The organism is Chloroflexota bacterium (genome assembly GCA_009840625.1).
Taxonomy (GTDB): Bacteria; Chloroflexota; UBA11872; order UBA11872; family VXNJ01; genus VXNJ01.
The window spans coordinates 31,966-55,423 of record VXNJ01000008.1 but is presented as its reverse complement, the minus strand read 5'-3'; the positions used below and the strand labels follow the sequence as shown (position 1 = coordinate 55,423).

The window sequence follows — 23,458 nt, the reverse complement described above, 5'->3', positions numbered from 1 at the left end:
CTTAAGATCGTCGGACTCGTCTTATGTTAAAAAGTCACAGTAAAAAAAACATTGTGGCTTTATTTCAATTTTTTAAAGCCCCCTTCCCCCCCCGGCCCCGCCCCGGGGCGGGACTTCGGCCGAGGCGGGGTCGTGCGGTCGGTTCAAGTGTGGTTCCGGGCATGCGCATCTGAGCAAAATTACAGTAACCTTAATTTGTGCTGCTTAACACCCGCTCCGGTGCTAATTAACCGCGGCATCTGCCCCCAATACACAGGGAGACAACGCAGTTTCCCCAAGTGAACGGCAACGTGAGCCGAGCTAGTTTTACTCAGAACCGCTTGTCCTGGATGATCGGTGGTCCCCAGGGAAGCGGCATTAATGTTTCAGCCGAGGTTTTTGCCAAAGCCTGTCTGCGCTTCGGGCTGAACGTATTCGCCAACATCGAATACCACTCCAACATCATGGGGCGGCATTCGTTTTTCCGCGTCCGGATATCCGAAAACGAGATCCATTCGCACGTGGAGCCGGTGGACCTGCTGCTGGCGCTTGACCGCGAAACGATCTTCGGCGACGTGGACGCGCCGTACCAGACCCATAACGGGCACATCCACCGGATTACCACCGGCGGCGGCCTGATCGTCGACTCGGAGCTGGATATCGACCCCGAGGAACTGGGTCGCGACGACATTCACATCTACTCGCTGCCCTACGAACAGGTCTTGCGCGAGGGCGTGGCCCGGGCCGGAGTCCAGTTCCAGGCCCGCCGCCACGACATCATGCGCAACATGGTCTCGGTGGCGGCCTCATTCGCGCTGGTCGGGCTCGACACCGATCCGATCATCGCGATTCTGCGCGAGCGACTGGGCGAGCGTCGCGCCAATCTGGTCGACCTGAATGCCTCGGTAATCGAGGTAACCCACGGCTACATGCACTCGCTGCTGGAGGAACCGTTCGGCCCGACCCTGACTCCGGCGCCGGCCAACGGCCGCCCGCATCGGGCACTGGTGCGAGGGGCCGAGGCGGTGGCGCTGGGCAAGCTGCACGCCGGGTGTTCGTTCCAGACTTACTACCCGATCGCGCCGGCGACCGAAGAATCGGTCTTTCTGGAGCGAATCCAATCCGAGTTTCCGATCGTGGTGCTTCAGGCCGAGGACGAGATCGCCTGCATCAACCAGGCGGTCGGGGCGGCTTTCGGCGGCGCCCGCGCCGCGACTTCAACCGCCGGACCCGGATTCGCTTTGATGCTGGAGGGGTTGGGACTGGCGGCGATTACCGAAACCCCGGGACCGGTGGTGTGCCTCTACCAGCGCGGCGGCCCTTCGACCGGTCTTCCAACCCGCGGCGGGCAGACCGACTTGCGCCTGGCGCTCCAGCCCGGTCACGGCGAGTTCCCCCACATCGTGATCGCCCCCGGCGATCTCCAGGAGTGCTTCGACCTGACCTTTGAGGCCTTCAACTGGGGCGACGAATACCAATTGCCGGTAGTCGTGCTGCTGGATCGTCATCTGGCCAACAGCAACTGGTCGGTCGACGGACTCAGAGTCGATCACCTGCAGGCCCGCTCCGGGCCGCGCTACGAACCGCTCGACGGCAACGGCAAGTTCGAACGCCACTCAATCACCGAATCCGGCGTTTCGCCACGCTCGGTGCCGGGCGAGCTGGGCGGGGAATTCGTAACCACCTCGGATGAACACACCACCTACGGCAAGATCTCCGAGAGCATCGAGAACCGCATGGAGCAGATGGAAAAGCGCATGCGCAAGCTAGATACCATCGCCGCCGAGGTGCCCGATCGGCTACGCTACGAGCTTCACGGAGACCCCGAAGCCGATTTCACGGTGGTCGCCTGGGGTTCGACCAAGGGCGCGATCCAAGACGCCCTGGCCTCCCTGGGGCGGCGCGGGATCTCGGCCAATTACCTGCAGCTTCGGATGCTGCGCCCGTTCCCGGCCGAGGGCGTGGCCCGGATCCTGGGCGAGGCCAAAAACCTGATCCTGGTGGAAGACAACTTCACCGGCCAGCTTGGCCGACTTATCGCCGCCGAAACCGGGATATCGATCGAAAACCGGGTGCTCAAGTACGACGGGCGCCCGTTCTCGCAGACCGAAGTCGAACACGGCGTCGAGCGGCATATTGCCGGCGGCGTCGGCCGACTGGTTCTCTCTCATCCATAGACTGACAATCACGACCGCGGGGAGGATCCAAGCCATATGCCGGTAGCCCAAGTTGAGAAGCTCACCGCCCGCAGTTACGCGTCCGACATTCAGCCCGACTGGTGCCCGGGGTGCGGAGATTTCGGGATCATCAACGCGGTTCGCCAGGCGCTTGCCCAATTGCAGATTCCGCCGCACATGGTCGCTATCGTTTCCGGCATCGGCTGCTCCGGCAAGGCTCCCCACTACATCAGTACCTACGGGTTTCATACCCTGCACGGCCGCGCCCTGCCGGTCGCAACCGGCCTGAAGCTCGCCAATGGCGAGGTCACCGTGCTGGCGATGGGCGGCGACGGGGACGGCTATGGCATCGGGGCCGGATATTTCGTAAACACCGGCCGCCGCAACCTGGACATCACTTACATCGTGTTCAACAACGGCGTTTACGGGCTTACCAAGGGCCAGGCGTCGCCGACCCAGATCAAGGGCCAGCAGACCAAGAGCATGGCCGAGCCGGCGATACAGGACGCGATCAATCCGATCGGATTGGCGCTCTCGGCCGGGTACACGTACGTGGCGCGCGCCTACGCGATGGACCCGCGGGGCCTGGCCAAGATTCTGGTGGACGCGATCGCGCACCGCGGAACCGCTTACATCGACGTGCTTCAGCCGTGCCCGGTGTACAACGACATAAACACGATGGAATGGTTCTCCGGCCGCGACCGCGACCCGCGCGTTCCGCGCGTTTACGATGTCGCTTCCGAAGGCCATGAACCCAAAGTGCAGGATCCTGGCGACGCGGCCGAGATAGTCGCCAAAAAGCAGAAGGCGCTCGAGTATTCGTTCGCCTGGGGCGACCGCATCCCAATCGGCACTTTCTTCCAGCTCGAACAACCGGCCTACGACGACATCATGTTCTCGCGCTGGCCGGACGAACCAGATACAACAACTTCGATGTACAAGCGGGCCACGCCTGGCCAGGACATCTCCGCCATCGTTGATCGGCTGCGATAGCCTGGCGACTGCCCGCTGCCCCGGCCGCTATTCGTAACGCCCCAACAAGAGTGCCCGCAGCCGGTAAACGCTCAGGCAGGCAAGGCTGCGGTAGTTGTTCAGTGCCAGTTCGCCCAGCCCGGCACGCGGATAGCTGACGTCGCTGCGGGCGGCTACGGTCTGACGCGACTTGATGGCCCGATAGAGGTCCTCGGGGCCGCGCCCCGGGTACAGCGTCAGAAAGCGGCCCAAATCGCCGAAGTGGGCATCGGTCCCGCCGATCGCCGCTCCAAGGCGTTCGCGGTTGAGGTCGTAGAAAGCCCGCAACCGCTCGCGCCTTTCCGGCGAAAGGTACTGGTTCTCCAACTCGATTCCGTCGAAATCGGTCTGCTCCAGCCAGCCCAGGATCCGTCGCCGGCCACTGGCGTTGGGAACCGCCATGAACGGATGGGCCAGGATCGCGAGTCCGCCCTGATCGCGGATCGCGCGGACGCTGTCGGCCATGCTCCGGTAGAGCGGAACCGGACGCTCGACGAAGAGACCCAGGACGTGGTGCTGGGTGCGAGTGGTCACTTCAGTTCCGGCCACGGCGGATGTCCGGTATCGCGCAGCCAGGCCGACCGCCCGCAGGCCCTCGTTGACTTTGTCGTGGTCGGTGACCGCGACGGTATCGAGTCCCAACCGCTCGGCCAGACTCAGGATCTGTTCCAGGGTTCGCGTGCCGTCGGAGTGCGAAGTGTGGACGTGCAGCTCGCCGGCCGACCATCCTTCCGGGAGTTGCAGGCGACCGCCGCCGTCGGCGGCGACTGGCTCGGCGGCAATGCCGGCCCGGAGGTCGCTGCTGCTCAAATTCACGGGTCAATCACCTCGGTGCGCCGGGCGTGACCGGCGTTTCGCGTAACTGGCCGCCGATGCGACTGCGCGGACGCAATCTGCGGTGGGGGCACAGAACCTACGTTATGGCGATTCTCAACCTGTCGCCTGACTCATTTTCCGGTGACGGCCTCGGGACCGATCTGGAAGCGCTGGCCCGCCGCGTCGATTCGGCCGCCGCCGCCGGTTGCGACCTGCTCGACATCGGCGCCGAATCCACCCGTCCGGGTTCGCGGCCGGTTCCGGCCGAGCGCGAGCTGGAACTCCTGCTGCCGGCCCTGGAGCGGGTCCGCGCGATCACCGACCTGCCGGTTTCGATCGACACCTACAAGGCCGAGGTTGCCATGGCGGCGCTGGACCACGGCGCCGACCTGATCAACGACGTATCTGCGCTGCAGGCGGACCCGCAGATGGCTCAGCTGGCGGCGCGGACCGACTGCCCCGTCATTCTGATGCACCGCGCGCAGACTTCGGTGCGCGACGCATCGTTCGGGCGGCACTTTGCCGGAGTCGATAGCGAAGACATCACGGCGGCCGTGATCCAGGATCTGAGCCGCCGGATCGAATCCGCCGTCGCGGCCGGAATCGGGCGCCAGCGGATCGTCGTTGATCCGGGGATCGGGTTCGGCAAGAGCCCGGAGCAGAACCTGGAGCTGCTTGCCCGGTTGGTCGAAATCAGGCAAGGCCTCCAACTGCCGGTTCTGGTCGGAGCCTCGCGTAAGTCGGTGATCGGCTACGCCGCCGACCGTTTCCCGGACCGGGTGGCGGGGACCGTGGCCGCCCACGCGCTTGCCATCGCTGGCGGCGCCGACATCGTGCGGGTGCACGATTTCGCGGCCGGGGTTCAGGGTGCGCGCGTCGCCGACGCGATCGCCCGCGGCCGGGCCTGACCGGATCCGCCGGTTAAACGCCGGCAGTTGTGCGCCGGCCGTCGCGACCTGTTGCGGCGACATCCCTGGCCCGCCTGCTTATTAATGGGCAGGGAGCGCGCTTGCGGCCGGCAAGGCGATCTCGAGGTAGCCGGCCCTACGACTGGTCAGCGGCGATGCGGTTTGCGACCTGTGCGAGATTGAGGGCGTTCGATCCCTTGACCAGCAAGGCATCACCGGGGCGTAGCCAGTCCCGCAGGTCGGCTTCGACCTCGTCAAGCGCCGCGGCAACCGTTTCGGCGTCGCCGGGATCGGCCTCAAAGTGCCGCCAGCGTTCCGGCGCCAGCCCCCTTGACCGGGCTGACTCGCCGATCAGGCGCGCGTTTTGGCCGACGGTCAGAAGCAAGGCAAGATCGGTCGCGTGGGCGCCGAGGTCGGCGTGCGAAATCGCGGCGAACGGGCCCAGCTCCAGCATTTCCCCAAGCACCGCTACGCGACGCCCGTCAACGCCGGCCCCGGCGAGAGCTTGCAGGGCAGCGGTTCCGGATTCGAAATTGGCGTTGTAGGAATCGTCGATCACCAGGTAAGGGCTTCTGGCCAGGACCTGCATCCGGCGCGGCGCCAGGGTAACCGCGGCCATGCCCGTGGCGGCGTCGTGTATGTGGACCCCCAGGCTGTCGGCAATCGCCGCGGCCGCCGCGCAGGCCAGGCCCACCTTCGGCGAAAGCGTCGGCAATTCGACGTCCGCGCAACCGGCAGGAGAAGTCAGTGAAAAGCAAAGCCCGCGGTCGGTAGGCCGGGCACTGACCTGGAATTCGGCGGCGGAATCGCGTTCCGAAATCCAACGTACTCGCCCGCGCGTGCGCTCGGCGAGCCGGGCGGCATACGGATCGTCGGCGTTCAGGACCAGGTTTCCTTCCGGCCGCAGCCATGCCCCCAATTCGCCCTTGGCGAAAGCGATGTTCTCTCGCGACCCGAACAGCCCGATATGGGCGTGCCCGATGTTGGTGATGACGGCGTCGGTGGGATCGGCGATGCGGCAATAGCGCGTGATTTCGCCAACCTCCTGGGCGCCCAGTTCGACCACCGCGAAATCGACGCCCGGATCCAGGTCGGCGATCGTGACCGGGACCCCGATCTCGGCGTTGAAGCTGGCCTGGGATTTTTGAATCCTGCCAAGCGGTTGGAGCGCCGCCGCGACCATGTCCTTGGTGGTCGTTTTGCCGTTTGACCCGGTGATCCCTACGACTGCCCGCGGGGCGCGCTTTTGCCGCAGCAGGGTGGCCAGACGGGCCATCGCCGCCAGCGGATCGTCAACTTGGATCTGCCGGTCCGGATCGGCATCTGGCACCAGCGAATCGACGACCGCCCGGTGCGCCCCGCCGGCCAGGGCCTGGGCCACGAACCGCCGGCCGTCGGTTCTTCGTCCGGGCAGGGCTACGAAGAGGCTCGCCGAGAGCTGGCGCCGCGAATCGAACTGGATCCGGCTAAATTCCAACTCCGGGTCGCCGGCCAGGTTGCGCCCCAGCGCGAGTTGCAGTTCCGAAAGCTTGAATGCCACCTAACGCGCGATCAGGCTCTGGAGGAATTCGAAGTCGCGTGCGGCGGTCCCCCACGGCTCAGCGCTACCCGAGTATTCGATGCAAATCGGCGGTAGCGATGCTCGGTTGCGCAGGGATCTGATCACGCCGGACCAGTCGATATCGCCGTCAGCCAGACCGCGATCGTAATCGGCGCCCTGCCCGCGACCGTGGTGGTTCTTGGCGTGCAGGTAAAGGATTTCCTGCGAAGCCAGCGCTATGGCCTGCTCCCAGGATTCACCGTGCCCGTAGCCGGCCAAATTGGCCGGATCGAGGGTGATGCCGAGCCGGCCGCCAAGACCCTTGACATAACCGGCCGCGGCCGCCGCGCTATCGTGCGCGCAAACCATGTGCGTTTCGAGACATATGGCGGGGCTGCGGCCGCGCGATGATTCAGCCAAAAACTTTACATAATGCTGGGTCCAGCTGTGCTGGTGCCCGCTGATCGCGGCCGAACCGGCCTCCGACCAGGAAGGCCCGGGAATCTGCGAGATCATGCAATTGACGAATTTCGCGCCAGTCTCGGAACCCGCATCCAGTACCTTCTCGGCGGTACCGGCGGCTCGGTCGAACTCGGCCGCCGAGCGGCTGTCGGCGCGCAGCGGGACCGCCGCAATGGCGGTCCCGGCGGATTCGGCCTCCGCGGCCAGCATTGCGATCGATCCGACCGGATCGTCCGGTACGGGGAAGTGCCCGGGGAATATTTCGATCCCGTCGTACCCGATTGCGGCCGCGGCCTGGCATGCCTCGGCAAAGCTCCGTTCGCGGAACGTCCAGCTGTGCATGTAGATCTCAGACACGGGGCACCCGCGACAGCAGCGACGAGACTACTTCGTAAGCGATGGTTTCAGTGCGTTCGGCGGCGATCCGGGCCGGCAGTTGGGGACCGATCAATTCGACTTGGTCGCCGACCCGGACCTCGGGCACGTCGGTCACATCGACCATGAACATGTCCATGCAGACTTGGCCCACTATCGGGACTTTGCGCCCGCGGATCATCACCGGACCCCAGGCGCGCGGTCCGCGCCGGAACCCGTCGCCGTAACCGGCTCCCACGGTGGCGATCAGCGCATCACGGCCAAGTCGCCCGGAGGTGCCGTATCCGATCACGGCCCCGGCCTTTTGCGGTCTGACTTGCACTACCCGGGCGTGCATGGAAAGCGCCGGGCGACAGCCGGGGGGCAATCCTATGCCGGGACCGGGGGCGATTCCGAGCAATCCAATTCCCAGTCGAACCGCGTCCAACCGCGCTGCCGGAATGCGCAGCGCCGCCGCGGTGGCGGCGCAATGGCGCAGTCCGGAGTCGATACCGGCCCGTTCCAAGTCGGCGAGCACCTCCTCGAAAGCAGAGAACTGGTCACGGGCGCGTGAGAGGTCGGTCTCGCTCGCCTGCCCGAAGTGCGTGTAAACGCCGGCCAGGGAGGTGTTTGGAGACTCCACGATCATTCGCGCCAGGTCCGGTCCGTCGTCCGGGCTGGCTCCGATGCGGCCCATCCCGGTGTCCAATTTCAGGTGCATCGCGACCCGACGCCCCAGTCCCCGGGCGGCGGCGTCGAGCGCCTGGATCTGTTCCGCATCGCAAACGGTGAGTTCGCAATCGGCCAGAATCGCGGTCCGCAGCTGTCGCGGGAGGGTTACCCCCAGAACCAGGATCGGCGCATCCAGCCCGGCCGCCCGAAGCTCGCGCGCCTCACCGGGTCGGGCGACCGCGACTCGGCTGGCACCCCCGTCCAGGGCGGCCGTGGCCACACGGAGGGCGCCGTGGCCGTAGCCCTCGGCCTTGAGCACCGCGATCATTTCGGTGCCGGGGCCAAAGTGTTGACCAAACGCCTCGGTGTTGGCGGTGATCGCGTCCAGATCGATGCGCGCCCAGACTGGCTCGTCGGGATTGATCGTAATTACGTTCTGCCAGATCCGGGTTTGCCGACAAAGCTGGGCGGCATCGGACGGATCTGCGATCAGCGAGGCAACGAGTTGCTCCAAGCGCGCTCCTGGACCGCCTTTCACATAGACGGTGTCGCCAGGTTTGGCCAGGCGCTCGACCTGCAATCGGGCCTGGCTTGGGTTTAGCGCCCGGTGGATCTGGCCGTCGGCCAGCCCGGCGGCGCGCGCCGCCGACCGCAGAACCGCGGTGTCCGGCCCGTAGAAAACAACCTCGTCGGTCTTGGCCAGATCATCGGCCACCCGCCGCGCCGCAGCGGCTTCGTGTGGGCCCAAATGCTCGAAGCCGGAGAGCACGCAAATCCGATTCCCGCCTGACCGGCGCAGCAGTTCGAGTCCATTGGCAAGCGATGCCGGCGAAGTCGAAAAGCTGTCGTCGGACAGGGTAACGCCACCCTTTCCGGCCAGCCGGCGAAGCCTGCCCGGCGGCGCTTGCAGTTTTCTGCTGTCGCGAACCAGTTGGTCCGGGTCAAAACCCAGCCGCAGCCCGGCGCCGAGCGCCGCCAACAGGCAGAGAACCTGGCCGCGCCCGCCGTGCGGCAGCTCCACTTCGACCTCATCACCCTGCCCGCAGAGCAGGAACGTTGATCGGTCCGAATCGGAAGCGAGCTGTTCGGCGCGTAGCTGGCCAGATCCGATTCCGTACGCGAACTTGGGCCCCGAATGAGCGGCCGCCAGTTCCGCGGCGATCGGGTCGCCGGCCGGGTAAATGAGCAATCCTCTCGAACCCAGCGCAGTCACTATCGGGGCGTGTTCCGCCGCGATTTCCGACATCGAACCGAAGTATTCGATATAGGTCTCGTCGAACGTGGTCAGCAGACACACTTTTGGCGGGGCGATCTCGGCCAGGGCGGCGATCTCGCCGCGGGTGTCGGAGGCCATTTCCAGGATGGCGAAAGCGTGCTCGCGGCCCAATTCGCCGAGTGCCAGGGGAAGTCCGGTCAGACCGTTGAAGTTTTCCGGGTTGCGAAAGGTCAGTCGCTGTCGGGAAAAGAGTTGTTGGGCGAATTCGCGCACCGTCGTCTTGCCGACCGATCCGCAAACCGCAACCACTGTCGGATTGAACCGTTCAACGGCCCACCGCCCGTAATCGCGCAGCGCACGGCCCGAATCCTTGACCAGGATGTGAGCGCAATCGATTTGCGGATCGCGCTCGCAGACGATTAACCGCGCGCCGTTGCCCACCGCGTCGGCAATGTAAGCGTGTCCGTCGCCGGATTCGGTACGCATGGCCACGAATATCCGGTCGGCGGCCACCTGACGGCTGTCGTGGGCAAATCCGCTCCAACGCCGGCGCTCCACCGAACCGCTTAGGCGTCCGCCGGTCGCGGTCAGAAAGTCTTCAAGCAGGATCACGCTGCCGGAATCCCGCAGTCGTCGACGCCGATCTCTTCGGCAATCTGGATGGCCACTTCCCGGTAGCGGCGCGCACGGCGATCCAGTTTGCCGGCCGACTCCGGATCGGGGTCCTGCCGCGCCTGCCGCGCCAGCGCCCCGCAGGAATCGATGGCCCGCAGCAAGCCGGCGCGCGCCAGCGCTTCCGGGTCCACATCGCCCGGGTACAAGGCGGCCGTCCCGGCAAGGCCGTGGCGGCCGAACACAGCGGGGTGTATCGCCAGTTCGCCGAGGTCGATTTCGAGCGGCCCAAGCGAAATAGTCTCAAAGTCGATCAGCGCTACCGATCCGTCCGCCCGAACGACGAAATTTAGCGCATTCGCCGAGTTGTGTAAGACCCGCGGCGCGCTCTCCAGCAGGGGATCGATGACCCGGCCCGCAAAGGAACGGGCCTTAGCTGCCGGCAACTCCACACCAATTCGCCGGAGGGCGAGGAGGTGTCGGCGCGCCAGCGTTTCCCGATCGTTTCGATCCAGCACGATGCTCTGACAGAACGCGGCCAATAAGTCGTGCAGATCCGCGGTGACGGCGTGCCACTCGGCCAGCGCTGCCACCGCCTTGGCGAGCGGTTCGATCGGGCACCCGGAGCCGCTGAGCACCCGGTGCAGGCTGGCCGCTCCCACCCCCAGATCGTCCATGACCAGAAACGCCTGGTCGGTTCCTATGACTCCGGCCTCAAGTGCCGGCGCGAGCCCCGGCGCCGAAGCCGCCAGAAGCGTCAGGACGCGCTCCTCGCGGCGGAAGCGGTGCGCAAAGTGCTCATCGGTTTCGCGCCGGTAGGTTTTTAGCACCCAGCTGCGCCGGCCGGCGCGAATGCGCTGCACCTGGTGGCGGGTCCGTTCGCCGAGCGGTTCGCGCACTATTGCGCCGCACGCTCCCAGCAACGCCGCAAGGAGTCTGTCGCTTGGATGTCCGCCCCTCATCAGGGCTCGACCCTGGTCCGCAACCGGTCCCACCGGGCTGCCGCGGTTGAGGGATCCAACCAACCGCCGCCGACCTCGCCCGGCACATCCGCTCCGGGTGGTACCGTGAGCCGATCACGCTCGATAGAGAGGAATCCCCACCGTCCGTGGCGAAACACGATTTCACGTCGCCCGGCTCTCTCGCGCAAGAAAATCCGGGCCGTTCGCAAGCTGGAGATGGCCAACCAGGCCAATCCGCAGGCGACCACCGCCAGCAGCACCGCCTGCCAGGCCGACAACACGGCGATGCTTAGCAATGCCAGGCCTGAAAACACCACTTGCAAGGCGAAGAGAACCGAAACTGTCCGGAACCGCCCAAGACCGCAGATGTCGAGATGGTGATGCAGCGGAGTTGCAATGAACGGCAAACGGAAATGCTGGTAGGGCCGGGTGCGGTGGTCGACGCCGCCGAGCCGGCGGGAACGCCGATAGAGGGGCACCAGCAGCTTTGCCTGGACCAGGGATGATGCGCCTTCAAGAATCCAGACCCCGGCCAACAGCGGCAGCAGAAGGTCGTAACCGGTGAGGATCGCCGTTCCCGCCAGGAGAACGCCGATCAGCAGCGCGCCGCTGTCGCCCAGGTAGATCAAAGCCAGACGCCGACCCCGGCCAGGCAGGTTCAGGGCCAAAAATCCGGCCAATCCGGCTCCGATCAGTGCAGCCGTTTCACCGGCGCTTCCCGCGCCCCCAATCCAGAGCGCGCCAAGGCCAATCAGTCCCAGTCCCGCTGCCAAAGAGTCGATGCCGTCGCTGAACCCTGCCCCCAGGGCAATGGCCAAAATTAGTAGGAAATACCAGCCGGCCAGCAGGACCGAGTTGTCAATCCAGTTAGCGAGAGCAAACGCGCCGGTGGTGGGTTCGGCTGCCAGCAGCCAGCCACTGGCCCAGGCTGCCGAGAAAACCGCGACCATCATGCTCGCTCGCTCGCTCAGTCCACGCCCCCGCCGCGCTTTGAGCAGGTCGTCCACCAGCCCGCCGAGGAAGAAAGCCGCCGCCGCGACCAGGCAGGCCAGAGTGGGTTCGGAATCGCTGGCAATTGCCGCCGCGCCAATCCCCGCCAGAATGGCCGGGCCGCCGACCAGCGGCAACCGTCGACTCCGCCGTCCGGCGCGGGCACGGTAGTGACCGGTCTTGTTCTCGCCGGATACGAAACCGGGCAACAGCCGCCACAACAGCGCGCCGATCGCCAGCACCGTGACCGCCGATGCACCCGCGAAAAAGCCGATTCGGTGTCCTCCCGTTTCGCGCAGCCCGATCCCGGTGCGCGGGATCACTAGATTCATTTTGTTATCTGTCTGCAATTCGGCGACGGCGTCCGGGCGATGAACGACCGGCCCCGCTGCGACCGCAGCATTGATTCGCCCGATCCCGGGCGAACCCGCTTACTCGGCCGGTCGCTGGCCCAGGTTGCCGGAGCCGGTACCCTTCTCCTGCTTAACGGCGAACTCGGGTCCGGGAAGACTGTTCTGGTCAAGGGCCTGGCGGCCGGACTTGGATCGGAGGGCCCGGTAACCTCGCCGACGTTCGTGCTTTGCAGTCACTATAGGGGCGGTCGCCTGCCGCTCGTCCACATGGATCTATTCAGGATCCCGGAGGCCGACATCGAAGACGCCGGCCTGGATGAACCGCTGGCGGCGCCGGCCGTTGTGGCGGTCGAATGGCCCAGCGAGTCGTTGAACGGCCTGCTGGGCGGTCTCGGCGGTCCGGCGATCCTGGAGGTGCTTATTGCAGTTACCGGGCCGAACCGCCGGCGAATCGGTCTGCGGGCTCGCAGCGATCCCGCCCGCGCGCTATTGGCGCGGCTGGGGAAGGACCCCTGGTGAAGTCGCAGGACGGGTTAGTGCTGGGCATTGACTGCGGATTCGACCGATTAGGGTTTTGCCTGCTGGGTCATGGTGGCGCGCGGACCCGATACGCCGAAGCCGAGCTCAATTCCGCCAATCTGGGCACCTTGCTGCGACAGGTCTTGCCGGAGCCGGACGCGCAAATCGCGGCCGTAGCGGTCGGGATGGGTCCGGGCAAGTTCTCGGCGATTCGAACCGGAATGGCGTTCGCAATGGGTCTGGCCCGGGCCGACGATGCCCGGTTGTACGGTGTCAGTCTGTTTCAGATGCTGGCCGGGGCGGTCGGCCAGCCAGCCGACCGGCTGCAGATTTGCTCCAGCGGCGGCGGGCGGATCCGATTCGGTCAATCCGGGTCGGTCGCAGAATCGGGCTGGCATCCCGCCGGTGCCGCGCACCGGGTTGTCTCGGCCGAGCCGCCGCCCGGCGAACGAGTCTGGATTGATCCGCGCGATTTGGGCCGCCCGTTGCCGAGACCCGCGGCCCGGCTGACCGCCGAGCTAGGGCAGCACTTGCTCGTTGAAAAGTCGCCCGATGAATCGAAGATTTTGCGCCCGATCTACGTCACCCGCCCGGCGCTGGGGCCGGCGGCGGTTTGAACCGGAACCGCAGGGAGGAACGTTGAATTCGGAATTGACCGAAATGCTCTCCGGAGGAGTGCAGATCGACCTGATGCGCCACGAGGACATTCCATCGGTGCGCTACGTCGAGCGCCGCTGCTTCGATTCGCCGTGGCCGCGCAACGCATTCAACGCCGAACTGCGGCGCTCCGACAGCGCCTGTTATCTCGTGCTGAGGTTGGGAGAGCCGGTCAAGAGTCCTGGCGGACCGCTGCCGCCGGCGCGAATCGGAGGAATCTTGCGCCGCTTGGCGGGACGCGAGGACTGGAACGAGCAAAACCTGGTCGGATTCATCGGCGCTTGGTTCCTGGTCGACGAGGTCCACATAACCACAATCGCGGTCGATCCTGATTACCAGAGCCTCGGACTGGGAAGGTTGATGCTGCTGCTGGTAACCGAACTCGGGCGGTCGCGCGGGATGAAGCGCCTCACGCTCGAGGTCCGTGAATCCAACCAGCGGGCGCGCAGCATCTATCGGCGCATGGGTTTTTTTGAAAAAGCGGTTCGCAAGCGCTATTACTCGGACAATCGCGAGGACGCGATCGTGATGTGGTCCGAGGACATCAATTCGCCACTGTTCGACGAGATCCTCGACCAGACTCGCACCCGCCTGAGCGAACGCTTTCACTGGCGCTCGAATGTCTGATTCCAATTCCATTGCCGTATTGGGGATAGAGACATCCTGCGACGACACATCGATCGCGATCGTTCGGGACCGGCGGTGCCTGGCGCTGGCCACCCAGTCGAGCGTGGACGAGCACGCGGCCTGGGGTGGGATCGTGCCCGAATTGGCGGCCCGGCAGCACATATTGGCCATCGGCCCGGTGCTTGAGCAAGCCCTTGCCGATGCTGGCCTGGAGCTGGCGGAGATCGATGCGATCGCCGCCACCTACGGTCCCGGACTGGCCGGATCGCTGCTGGTCGGCTACAACTTCGGGCAGGGCCTGGCGGCGCGGCTGGGTATACCCCTCTGGCCGGTGAACCACCTTGCCGCCCACGCCCACGCCTGTTGGCTGGATTTGTCTCCGGGCGATGAACCGCAGTTTCCCGCGATCTGCCTGCTGGTCTCCGGCGGCCACAGCGAGTTGACCGTCATGCATGGACCCGGCGATCATCGCCTGCTGGGCCGTACCCGCGACGATGCCGTCGGTGAGGCGTTCGACAAGGCCGCCCGCATCATGGGGCTCGGATTCCCCGGCGGACCGGCGATCCAGGCCGCGGCCGAACAGGCCCGGGCGACGGGGCTGGAACCCTACCGGCTGCCGCGCCCGCGTCTGCCGGACAGCCTGGATTTCTCGCTGGCCGGAATCAAGAGCGCGATCGGCCGCGCCCGCGCCGGCAAGCTGGGCCCACACGAGCGCGGCCAGATATTTGGGGCCAGCGATCCGGCCGAGTTCGAACGGGCCAGCCCGGATTCGATCGGTCGCATGGCGGCAGGCCTTGAGGACGCGATTGCCGACATGCTGATAAAGAACACCTTGCTGGCGGCCCGTCGCTACAGCGCGCGTTCGGTGCTGCTATGCGGCGGGGTGGCCGCCAATCTGCGCCTGCGCTCGCGCCTGTCCGCCGAGAGCCCGCTGAAGGTTCACGTGCCGGACTTTGCCTATTGCGTTGACAATGGCGCAATGGTGGCCATATCCGGGGACATGAGCGGCTGGAGCGCCGGGGCATTCCCGGACATCGACCCCGGTCTCAAGCTTCCAGGACCGAACCCGGCCGCCCGCTAGCGATCCGGATTCCGCGCCCGGTGGCTTCCCAGAAGCAGGCGTCGATATCAAAAACCCGCGATTCGGATCCGGGCGCCGCCGCTTGATTGCCGATCGGGATCCCGGAAGCCGGATAACCGGCCGGGATCGAGAGGTCCGGCCATTTCACGACCGACCAGGGTCCGCACCGCTTGCTCGAACGAATCGCCGAGCGGTACTGTTTACGCGGGATGCCGGTGCGGGAGACGCCGGCCGCCGCCGGGAACGGCGCTGGCGCCTTTCTTCCCCGCCGAACGGCTGATCATTCGTAAATGCTTCTCATCTGCCAGCAATCGAGCGAAAGCAGCTCCGACTGCTGGCCCTGAGACAGCACCGAGACCCCGGTGCTGTCTTCGCGGCCCGGGTAGACCCGAACCGCAACACACTGCTTTTCGTTCACAAAGACTTCGACGACGCTTCGGTCGACGAATATTCGCAACCGGATCGGTTCGTCGGGCTCTATGTGCACCGGCGCCGACTCGGGTGGCCGCGACAGCGCATCGGGGAGCGTCGAGGCGCGGGAGTTGTCGATTGATATGACGCCTTCGTAGCGAGTCGGGTTCGAGAGGATCGTCGACATGACCAAGTTGGAACGATCGTCATTGGCGAACGGTTCCCGATATTTGTGCCCTCTGCGGTCGAAGAAGCAGATTCGCGTGAATTCCTCCTTGCCCGGGGAACGCAGGACGTCGACTTCGAACATCGACGCAAGCTTCGGATCGACGTCGATCTGCAGCTCGATGGCACTCCCCTTGATTTCATCGAGCACGATCTCACGGTTAGCTGGCAGAACAGTCCGGCCGATGTGCCGGTGGTCGTATCTCAGGGATTCGACGTCTCCGGCGGGCTCGACATTCAGGTCGTACTTGTTGCGCAGCGTGAGGCGCCTCGGCAGCGTGAGAATCTGGTCCCAGTCCCGCGCAAACCGGGAAGGGTCATCGTCCCTTGCGCCACCATCTGGCGGATTTCCGAAAAACCCGCCCAAATAGTCGTTCATCTTGTAAGTGGGCTTGCCCGGATTCATGTTGAACAGGACGACGACGCCGTTCCCGTCGGGCGCGGCCGTGGGTGCGTGAACGCCGCCCGGGAACGCGGCTCCGAAGTTGAACCGGCCGTGCGCATCGACAACGAGTTTGTCGCGTTTTCGGTCGTAGTCGCCTAACAAGTACTGGCCGCCGCTCAGGTGGCTGAAGAACACCAGAATGTGTCGATCGCCTATCGGCCAGAAGTATGGGCAGGCACCGTCATCCCCCAGAACCGTAAAGCGGTCGCCCTCGATGAAGGGATGGAGGTACTCCCAGTCTTCCAGGTCTTGCGAGCGGAATAGGTACTCGGTGGCTACGTGCTTGCCGCCGGGCCTGTAGGGGAGGATCCCGGCAGACAGAGCGTAGTACGCACCATCCTTGGACCAGATGCAGGGATCAAAGACCCCGTGAGGAAGCGGCGCTTCGCCCCTGGTGCCGAAGGGGATCACGGGATTGGCCGCGAGCTTCTCCCAGTTCAACAGCAGGGGATCGCGGGACACGGCCACCATGTTGCCGACTCCGACACCGTGGTACATGGCCACGACCCGGTCGCCTTCGACGAGCGCGGCTCCGGAGTAGCACCTTTCCTCTGGTCCCGGATGGAGTGCGTAGGGAAGGTCGCGCCAGTGGATAAGATCGTCGCTGACCGCGTGTCCCCAGTGCTGTCGCACATCCTCAGGCGGGCACGCCTGATAGAACAGGTGCCAGCGCCCCTCCCAATAGCAAAGCCCGTTCGGGTCGTTGAGCGTGTTTTCTGGGTTGACATAGTGATAGATGGGACGGTGGGGATCCGACGCCTTCTCCCTGCGCGCAGCCTTCATCCGCAGCACCAGGGGATTAGTCTCCAGTTGCCTTTCCTGCTCCTCTAGGGTCGCGGCGAATGCGTACCTCGGCACTCTTGAGGGTGGGAATTCGCTCTTTTTCACTTCCGCACTCCTTCCATCCCCATACGGATTCGCCCGGTTGATGCCGTTCGGATGCTACCGGACTATTGCAGGGTTTCGGCGCGACATTCGCCTGATCCCATGATGGGCGCAGCTGATCTATCGTTCATGGTTGCCCACAGCCGCGCGCACGAATCTCGCTGAGGATCAACGTGATGCCCACTCCCGGTAGTGCCACACAGGCGCGGCATGGATCCGAACGCCGCGAAGGCGAGCCTCGCAGAGTGGGACCGCAGCCATTCGCCGGGTCTTTGGTCAGGGCCGGCCGTCGCGCGCTTCCCTTCCGGCACTTGCGACCCGTTGCCTGCGTGCGAGCCACCAAGGTTGCTATGAGCGGAGCGGCGGTCCGGTCCACCGCGCCGTGGTCACGCGCCACGGGCGGCTGATTCGATGGGGTTATTCCGCATATTGACCCAGACCTCAATACCAAGCCCTGACCTGGTTCCCCGCTAGGGAACCGGGTGCGGCATGCCGTGAGGGGCGGCTCCTTCGAATGAAGCGGCGATTGCAAATAGCTGGGATTCGGCTCCGGGTGGAGCCGCAAATTGAATGCCGATCGGGAGCCCGGACCGCGAATATCCCCCCGGGAGCGAGAGGGCCGGCCAGCCCACCACTGACCAGGGCATCGTAAATCGCCCGCGGATGGCCAGGCTGCTGACCGCCTGACCGGCCACCTGCGCGATGTCGCAGTTCAACTGCGGCGCCTCGGTTGGCTGGGTCGGAGTGACCACCGCCGCGACGTCGGCCAGGGCGAGCGCGGTCCGCTCCCGCCAGGACCCTCGACGCTCGATCGCGGCCGCATAACCTTCTTTGCTTACCCGGCGACCGGCTTCGATATTGCCGCGCAGGTAAGGGGCGTAGTCGGCGGCTCGTTCGGGGTACCAGGCGCGGTGCGCATTTGCCGCCTCATACAAGACGATCGACTGATAGGTCCGGGTGACTTCGTCTTCTATGAAACCGGGTTCGACCGGCAGTAGGTCGGCGCCTAGCCCGTCCAGAACGCCGAGCGCTTTTTCATAGGCGTCCGCGACCTGGTCGGTGACCGATTGCGCCACCCAGGTTTCCGGTACGCCGATCTTGATGCCGGCCAGCGAACGCGGTCGCGCCGCTTGGGAAATCCCGGCCGGATGGTCGGCGATCGCATCCAGCAGCAATGCGGCGTCTGCAACGGTTCGCGCCAGCGGCCCGACGGTATCGCAGGTTGGCGAAAGCGGAAAGATTCCGGCCAGATTGATGCTGCCGTTGGTTGGTTTCAGGCCCACGACCCCGCACCAGGCGGCCGGCTGCCGGATCGAACCGGAGGTGTCGGTGCCGAGCGCTCCCAGGACCATTCCGGCGGCGACCGCGGACCCCGAACCGGTGCTGGAACCCCCGCTGAAGTGGTCGCGGTTCCACGGATTGCGGCAGGGACCGAAATAGGCGTTCCCGGTTATGCTGCCCATTGCGAATTCCAGCAGGTGTAGTTTGCCGAGCAGCACCGTGCCGGCACTGCGCAGCCTCCGCGCCACGGCCGCGTCGGCCGCCGGGATTCGTCCGCAGAGGATGCGTGACCCGTAGGTTGTCTCGATTCCGGCGGTGTCGATCAGGTCCTTGAGCGCAATCGGTATTCCGTCTAGTGGACCGAGCGGCGCCCCGGCCCGGAGTCGCCGGCGGGCGGCCTCGGCGTCGGCCCGCGCCCGGGGCGCGGTGGCGAGCCGGTATGAATTGAACGACGGGTCGATCTCGGCGATTCGGGTCAAGAACAGTTCGGTCACCTCGACCGGGTCGGTTTCGCCGGACCGATAGGCCGCGGCCAATCGCTCCGCGTCCCAGTACCAGGGCGCCGAATCGGCCACGGCGCGCATCCTAGTGACGGAAGTGGCGGCGTCCGCTAAGGACCATGGCCGCGCCGACCCGGTCGCAGGCGGCAATCACCTCGTCGTCGCGCTTGGAGCCGCCCGGCTGGATGATGGCCCGAACGCCGGCCGCCAACGCGATCTGGGCGCCGTCGGCGAACGGAAAAAACGCGTCCGATGCCAGGACCGCTCCGCGCGCACGCGCGCCGGCCTGCTCCACCGCCAATTCCACCGCCCGTACCCGGCTCATCTGTCCGGCTCCGACCCCGACCAGGGCCCGCTCGCGGGCTATGACGATCGCGTTGGACTTTACGTGCTTGACGGCGCGGGCGGCGAACCGCAGGTCATCCAGTTCGGCGCGGTCGGGCCGGCGTGCGGTCACGATCGCATATTCACCCTCGGGGTCAGGCGCCAGGTCGCGTTCTTGGATCAGCACGCCGTTGCCGCTTCCGGTCACGGCGATTCCGGCGAACGCCGTCCCGTCCAGCGCCGATCGTCCCTCGGCGCGGGCAAACACCCGCACGTTGCGCCGGCGCGCGAGTCGCTCCAGGGCGTCGGGTTCGACTTCCGGCGCCACCACGACTTCCAGGAACACCCTGCGCATGGCCGCTACCGTCGCCAACTGGAGTGGCCGATTGAATGCCACGACTCCGCCGTAAATCGCCTGCGGATCGCCGGCGCGGGCGCTTGCGAATGCCTCTGCCTGTTCGGCGTGGATCGCCAAGCCGCAGGGATTGCCGTGCTTGATGGCCGCGCAGGCCGGATCGGAAAAGTCGCTGGCCGTGGCCCAGGCCGATTCCAGATCAAGGATGTTGTTGTACGACGGAGCCGGGCCCAGCAGCTGACGGAATCCGGCCCCTTCCGGCCCGGGTCCGATGCGGTACTGGGCGGCCAATCCCTGGTGCGGGTTCTCGCCGTAACGCAGGTCGCGCACTTTCTCCAGCGGCAACACCATTCGCGGAGGCGCTTCCTGAGCAGCCGAGGCCCACCAGAGCGCGATCAGGGCGTCGTATCCGGCGGTGACCGCAAAGGCTTTGGCGGCCAGGTTTCTGCGAAGCTCGGCGGCGTCGCTCTCATCCGTCAATGCCCCGAGGATGGCCGGGTAATCGGCCGGATCGGTCGCCACGAACACGCTGTCCGAGTTTTTGGCCCCGGCCCTGATCAGCGCGGGTCCGCCGATATCGATCTGCTCGACCAATTCGTCCCGTTCGCCTCCGGCCATTAGCGATTCGGCGAACGGGTATAGATTGCAGGCCAGGACCTCGATTGGCGGAATGTCGGCGCGGGCGGCCTCGGTCCGGTCGCCGGGATCGTCGCGTCGCTGCAGGATTCCGCCAAAGACTCGCGGGTGCAGGGTTTTGACCCGCCCCCCGAATACCTCGGGCTGACCGGTGAATTCGGCCACCTGGACGGCCGGCACACGAGCTTGGCGCAGGGTGCGCAGGGTGCCGCCGGTGGAGAGGATTTCGAAGCCGAGCCCTACAAGGGCGCGGGCGAATTCGACGACGCCGGACTTGTCCGAAACCGAAAGCAGGGCGCGACGGGACATTTTCAATCCCCGGGCATGCATGAAAACGTGGTCCGCTGACCTACGACACGCAGCTCGCAGCGGGCCAGCCGGTCGATTACCGATGGCAGCAGCCGATGCTCGGCCGCCAGGATCCGCTCTGCCAGCCGCTGCGGATCGTCGTTGTCACAGACCCTTACGATCGCCTGGTCGAGGATGGGGCCGGCGTCGGGTTCGTCGGTGACGAGATGAACCGTGCAGCCGGCGTATTTGACTCCGGCGTCGACGGCGGCTGACTGCGGTCCGGGGGCCATCGCCCCGGCGAACGCCGGCAGCAGCGACGGATGGATGTTGATGATCCGGCCGGCGAATCGGTCCAGCAGGGCCCCGCTGACCAGCCGGTCAAATCCTGCCAAGACCACCAATTCGGCACCGGCCGCCCCGGCCGCGTCGGCAAACCCGGCCATCTGCGCGGCGCGCCCGCCGGCGCGAATCCGCCCCAAGGCGAAAGTCTCGATACCGGCCTGGCGGGCGAATTCAATGCCCCGGCAGTCTGGACGGTTCGAGATGACGATCCTGACCTCGGCCAGGATTTTTCGCTGGCGGCAGGCGTCTGCGATGGCCTGCAGATTGGATCCGCGGCCCGAGACCAGGACCGCCAGCGGCAAGGGCTTGCTCAACGCAGGATCTCGGCCCGCGCCCCGGCGGACTCGATTACCTGGCCCACCAGGGTGCTGCCCGGGATCTGCCGGACCAGGTCGTCGGCCAATTCGCGCCTGCCGATCACAACCATTCCGAGCCCCAGGTTGAAAACTTGCGCCAGCTCCTCGAATCCAATCTGGGCGCGGCGCTGGATCAGGTGGAATATCGGCGGTACCTGCCAGCTGCCCCAGCCGAATTGGGCGGAAAGCCCGGGCGGTACGATCCGTGCGGTGTTGGCGCAGATTCCGCCGCCGGTAATGTGGGCAAGGCCGTGAATTCGGTCCAGGAATGGGGTCAACTCGTTCACGTAGCTGCGGTGCACCGCCAGCATTTCGTCGATCAGCGGCCGACCCACCTCCGGATTGTGTGCGGAATGATCCAGTCCGTCCAGGGCGCGTTGCACCAGCGAATACCCGTTGGTGTGGATTCCGTTGGACGGCAGGCCGATCAGCAAGTCCCCAGACGAGACTCTGTCCGGTGTGAGCAACTGCTCGGTCTCGGCAACACCGACCATAGCGCCGACCAGATCGAGCTGACCGCTCCGGTAGATGCCCGGTAGCTGGGCGGTCTCGCCCCCGATCAGAGGCACCGAATGCTTAAGGCAGGCGTCGGCCACGCCGCCGATCGCCGCTTCGAGCGCGCTGTTGGGCAAATCGCTGTGGGCGACGTAATCGAGAAACGCCAGTGGCCGCGCGCCCATTGCCAGGACGTCATTGGCGCAGTGGTTGACCAGGTCGGCCCCGATGGATTCAAGCCGTCCGTGGCGGGCCGCCACGGCGATCTTGGTGCCAACCGAATCGATGCTGAGCACCAGAGCCGGATCGGACATACCGGGAGGCAGCCGCATGGCTCCGCCGAACCCGCCCAATCCGGCCAGTACCAGGGGCGTGTACGTGGACTTTAGGCGCTCTCCCAGGTCCTCCAGCAGCTCGTCGGCGGCTGCAATGTCGACCCCGGCGGAGCGATAGCTAATGGGCCCGGGCAATTTCGGTTCTAGGGGGTCAGGGCCGGTTCGACTGCCGGTTCGAACGCGTGCTTGCCGACCCCGGGGCGCACCGGCGCCGGATAGTCGCGGGTGAAGCAGCCTGTGCAAAGCTGCGCCCTGGGCGAATCTACGGCTTTTTTCAGGCTGTCCAGGGTCAGATAGGCAAGCGAGTCGGCGCCAATGCTGCTGCAGATCTGGTCGACCGAAAATGCGTGGGCGATCAACTGGCTCGGTTGCTGGATGTCGACTCCGTAGAAGCACGGCCAGCGGACCGGTGGGGACGAAATCCGCATGTGGACTTCGGCGGCGTGACCGGCCTCTTTGAGGTGCTTTACGATTTCGCGGGTCGTGTTGCCGCGAACTATCGAATCGTCTACCACGACCAGTCGTTTTCCTGCCGTAATCGCCGGCAGGGCGTTCAGCTTGAGCTTGATGCCGAGTTTGCGGGTTTCGTCGTCGGGTTCGATGAAGGTCCGCCCGATGTAACGGCTTTTGGCCAGGCCCTCGCCGTAGGGAATTCCAGCCGCTTCGGCGTAGCCGATCGCGGCCGCGGTGGCCGAGTCGGGGATACCGATCACCAGGTCCGCGTCGACCGGCGCCTGGCGGGCCAGGGCGCGGCCCATTGCCAGGCGCGCGCGATAGAGGTTCACACCCTCGATGTCCGAATCTGGCCGGGCGAAGTAGATGTACTCGAAAAGGCACAAAGCCGGCGGGGCCATGTGGTCCCGGCTGATCGTGGAAACCCCTTCCGCGTCGATAACGACTACTTCGCCGGCCAGGATGTCGCGCTCGAAGTTTGCTTCCAGGGCGGCGAACGCGCACGACTCGGAGGCGATCAAGATTGTGTCGTCGCTCCGGCCAAGGCACAGGGGACGGTTGCCCAGCTTGTCGCGCACCGCTATCAGGCGGTCGGCGGTGAGGAATATCAGCGCGAATGAACCCTGCAACTGCGAGATCCCGTTGACGATCTTCTGCACCGGGTCGGATCCGGGCGCCGAGGCCACGACCGCCAGGATCACCTCGGTGTCCGAGGTGCCCAGGATGGTTTTGTTCTGGGCCAGTAACTGCTGCCGCAGCTCATCGGTGTTGGTCAGATTCCCGTTGTGCACGATCGCCAGCGGGCCGAACTCGGTTTCGGTGACGATCGGCTGGGCATTTTCGATGCGGTTGGAACCGGTGGTCGAGTACCGGTTGTGCCCGATCGCGAGGTCGCCGCGCAGTTCGGACAGCGACTGGTTGTCGTAGACCTGGGATACGAGCCCCATGCGTTTGTGCAGCTTTAGCCGCTTGCCGTCGCTGACGACGATTCCGGAGCTCTCCTGGCCGCGGTGCTGCAGGGTGTAGAGCCCGAAATAGGTGCGGCGGGCAACGTCGTGCCCCGGTCCGTAAACGCCGAATACGCCGCATTCTTCGGCAAATCCCCGCATCTGGGGATTGAACCAGTATTGGTTCTGGTTCGCGGCGACTATGCTGTGGACCTTTCGGTCTTCTGTCGGCAGTCCCATT

19 protein-coding genes are annotated in these 23,458 nt (G+C 65.6%); 7 read left to right on the top strand and 12 right to left on the bottom strand.

Annotation, left to right across the window (positions count from 1 at the left end):
- Positions 1–239: 239 nt before the first annotated feature.
- A complete protein-coding gene (locus tag F4X41_05650; GenBank protein MYB16504.1) occupies positions 240–2,156 on the top strand; it encodes a 2-oxoacid:acceptor oxidoreductase subunit alpha in 1,917 nt (638 codons plus the stop codon).
- A 36-nt stretch (positions 2,157–2,192) separates the two neighbouring features.
- Positions 2,193–3,149 carry a 2-oxoacid:ferredoxin oxidoreductase subunit beta gene (locus F4X41_05645; GenBank protein MYB16503.1) on the top strand — a complete coding sequence of 319 codons (957 nt, stop codon included), beginning with the start codon at positions 2,193–2,195 and terminating at the stop codon, positions 3,147–3,149.
- A 27-nt stretch (positions 3,150–3,176) separates the two neighbouring features.
- Here F4X41_05645 and F4X41_05640 read toward each other — a convergent pair whose 3' ends face one another.
- The gene (locus tag F4X41_05640; GenBank protein ID MYB16502.1) at positions 3,177–3,983 is read right to left on the bottom strand and encodes a PHP domain-containing protein; all 807 of its coding nucleotides are present in this window, start codon (positions 3,981–3,983) and stop codon (positions 3,177–3,179) included.
- A gap of 56 nt (positions 3,984–4,039) precedes the next feature.
- On the opposite strand from F4X41_05640, the gene folP reads away from it, so the two are divergent.
- Entirely contained in the window at positions 4,040–4,891 is an 852-nt protein-coding gene (gene folP, locus F4X41_05635; protein MYB16501.1) for a dihydropteroate synthase, read from the top strand.
- 136 nt (positions 4,892–5,027) lie between these two features.
- Here the strand turns inward: folP and murF are convergent, their stop codons facing one another.
- The 5 genes from murF to F4X41_05610 are packed head-to-tail and all read right to left on the bottom strand — an operon-like array spanning position 5,028 to position 12,031.
- Positions 5,028–6,431 carry a UDP-N-acetylmuramoyl-tripeptide--D-alanyl-D-alanine ligase gene (gene murF, locus F4X41_05630; GenBank protein ID MYB16500.1) on the bottom strand — a complete coding sequence of 468 codons (1,404 nt, stop codon included), beginning with the start codon at positions 6,429–6,431 and terminating at the stop codon, positions 5,028–5,030.
- The gene (locus tag F4X41_05625; protein ID MYB16499.1) at positions 6,432–7,250 is read right to left on the bottom strand and encodes a sugar phosphate isomerase/epimerase; all 819 of its coding nucleotides are present in this window, start codon (positions 7,248–7,250) and stop codon (positions 6,432–6,434) included. It abuts the gene before it with no gap.
- Positions 7,243–9,747, bottom strand: coding sequence for an alanine racemase (gene alr / locus F4X41_05620; GenBank protein ID MYB16498.1), 2,505 nt, complete (start codon positions 9,745–9,747; stop codon positions 7,243–7,245). Before alr ends, F4X41_05625 begins: the two co-directional genes overlap by 8 nt.
- On the bottom strand, positions 9,744–10,709 hold the full coding sequence (locus F4X41_05615) for an aminoglycoside phosphotransferase family protein (protein ID MYB16497.1): 966 nt from the start codon (positions 10,707–10,709) through the stop codon (positions 9,744–9,746). Before F4X41_05615 ends, alr begins: the two co-directional genes overlap by 4 nt.
- The gene (locus F4X41_05610; protein MYB16496.1) at positions 10,709–12,031 is read right to left on the bottom strand and encodes a hypothetical protein; all 1,323 of its coding nucleotides are present in this window, start codon (positions 12,029–12,031) and stop codon (positions 10,709–10,711) included. The genes F4X41_05615 and F4X41_05610 overlap by 1 nt, the downstream gene beginning before the upstream one ends.
- A 39-nt stretch (positions 12,032–12,070) precedes the next feature.
- Between F4X41_05610 and tsaE the strand changes: the two genes are divergently transcribed.
- The 4 genes from tsaE to tsaD are packed head-to-tail and all read left to right on the top strand — an operon-like array spanning position 12,071 to position 14,936.
- Positions 12,071–12,571 carry a tRNA (adenosine(37)-N6)-threonylcarbamoyltransferase complex ATPase subunit type 1 TsaE gene (tsaE, locus tag F4X41_05605; protein MYB16495.1) on the top strand — a complete coding sequence of 167 codons (501 nt, stop codon included), beginning with the start codon at positions 12,071–12,073 and terminating at the stop codon, positions 12,569–12,571.
- Positions 12,406–13,188: a hypothetical protein gene (locus tag F4X41_05600; GenBank protein MYB16494.1), complete on the top strand. Its 783-nt coding sequence runs from the start codon at positions 12,406–12,408 to the stop codon at positions 13,186–13,188. The genes tsaE and F4X41_05600 overlap by 166 nt, the downstream gene beginning before the upstream one ends.
- Complete coding sequence (gene rimI / locus F4X41_05595) at positions 13,124–13,855, top strand: ribosomal-protein-alanine N-acetyltransferase (GenBank protein ID MYB16493.1); 732 nt, start codon at positions 13,124–13,126, stop codon at positions 13,853–13,855. The genes F4X41_05600 and rimI overlap by 65 nt, the downstream gene beginning before the upstream one ends.
- A gap of 10 nt (positions 13,856–13,865) precedes the next feature.
- The gene (tsaD, locus tag F4X41_05590) at positions 13,866–14,936 is read left to right on the top strand and encodes a tRNA (adenosine(37)-N6)-threonylcarbamoyltransferase complex transferase subunit TsaD (protein MYB16492.1); all 1,071 of its coding nucleotides are present in this window, start codon (positions 13,866–13,868) and stop codon (positions 14,934–14,936) included.
- A 280-nt stretch (positions 14,937–15,216) separates the two neighbouring features.
- On the opposite strand, the gene F4X41_05585 is transcribed toward tsaD, so the two are convergent.
- The 6 genes from F4X41_05585 to F4X41_05560 all read right to left on the bottom strand — a co-directional run bounded on the left by F4X41_05585 (position 15,217) and on the right by F4X41_05560 (position 23,457).
- The gene (locus F4X41_05585; GenBank protein MYB16491.1) at positions 15,217–16,800 is read right to left on the bottom strand and encodes a glycoside hydrolase family 32 protein; all 1,584 of its coding nucleotides are present in this window, start codon (positions 16,798–16,800) and stop codon (positions 15,217–15,219) included.
- Between the two features lie 572 nt (positions 16,801–17,372).
- On the bottom strand, positions 17,373–18,767 hold the full coding sequence (locus F4X41_05580) for an amidase (GenBank protein MYB16490.1): 1,395 nt from the start codon (positions 18,765–18,767) through the stop codon (positions 17,373–17,375).
- A gap of 1 nt (position 18,768) precedes the next feature.
- Entirely contained in the window at positions 18,769–20,307 is a 1,539-nt protein-coding gene (purH, locus tag F4X41_05575; protein ID MYB16489.1) for a bifunctional phosphoribosylaminoimidazolecarboxamide formyltransferase/IMP cyclohydrolase, read from the bottom strand.
- 2 nt (positions 20,308–20,309) lie between these two features.
- Positions 20,310–21,035, bottom strand: a complete 726-nt coding sequence (locus F4X41_05570) for a phosphoribosylglycinamide formyltransferase (protein MYB16488.1) — start codon at positions 21,033–21,035, stop codon at positions 20,310–20,312.
- Positions 20,942–22,060, bottom strand: coding sequence for a phosphoribosylformylglycinamidine cyclo-ligase (locus F4X41_05565; GenBank protein MYB16487.1), 1,119 nt, complete (start codon positions 22,058–22,060; stop codon positions 20,942–20,944). Before F4X41_05565 ends, F4X41_05570 begins: the two co-directional genes overlap by 94 nt.
- Positions 21,961–23,457: an amidophosphoribosyltransferase gene (locus tag F4X41_05560; protein ID MYB16486.1), complete on the bottom strand. Its 1,497-nt coding sequence runs from the start codon at positions 23,455–23,457 to the stop codon at positions 21,961–21,963. Before F4X41_05560 ends, F4X41_05565 begins: the two co-directional genes overlap by 100 nt.
- Position 23,458: the final 1 nt, after the last annotated feature.

Excerpts from the sequence above, each read along its gene's own strand:
- F4X41_05580 (MYB16490.1), bottom strand. The coding sequence starts at position 18,767 with ATGCGCGCCGTGGCCGATTCGGCGCCCTGGTACTGGGACGCGGAGCGA.
- F4X41_05645 (MYB16503.1), top strand. The coding sequence starts at position 2,193 with ATGCCGGTAGCCCAAGTTGAGAAGCTCACCGCCCGCAGTTACGCGTCC.
- F4X41_05615 (MYB16497.1), bottom strand. The coding sequence starts at position 10,709 with ATGAGGGGCGGACATCCAAGCGACAGACTCCTTGCGGCGTTGCTGGGA.
- F4X41_05610 (MYB16496.1), bottom strand. The coding sequence starts at position 12,031 with ATGAATCTAGTGATCCCGCGCACCGGGATCGGGCTGCGCGAAACGGGA.
- F4X41_05560 (MYB16486.1), bottom strand. The coding sequence starts at position 23,457 with ATGGGACTGCCGACAGAAGACCGAAAGGTCCACAGCATAGTCGCCGCG.
- purH (MYB16489.1), bottom strand. The coding sequence starts at position 20,307 with ATGTCCCGTCGCGCCCTGCTTTCGGTTTCGGACAAGTCCGGCGTCGTC.
- F4X41_05585 (MYB16491.1), bottom strand. The coding sequence starts at position 16,800 with ATGAAGGCTGCGCGCAGGGAGAAGGCGTCGGATCCCCACCGTCCCATC.
- folP (MYB16501.1), top strand. The coding sequence starts at position 4,040 with ATGCGACTGCGCGGACGCAATCTGCGGTGGGGGCACAGAACCTACGTT.
- rimI (MYB16493.1), top strand. The coding sequence starts at position 13,124 with ATGAATCGAAGATTTTGCGCCCGATCTACGTCACCCGCCCGGCGCTGG.
- F4X41_05600 (MYB16494.1), top strand. The coding sequence starts at position 12,406 with ATGGCCCAGCGAGTCGTTGAACGGCCTGCTGGGCGGTCTCGGCGGTCC.
- tsaE (MYB16495.1), top strand. The coding sequence starts at position 12,071 with ATGAACGACCGGCCCCGCTGCGACCGCAGCATTGATTCGCCCGATCCC.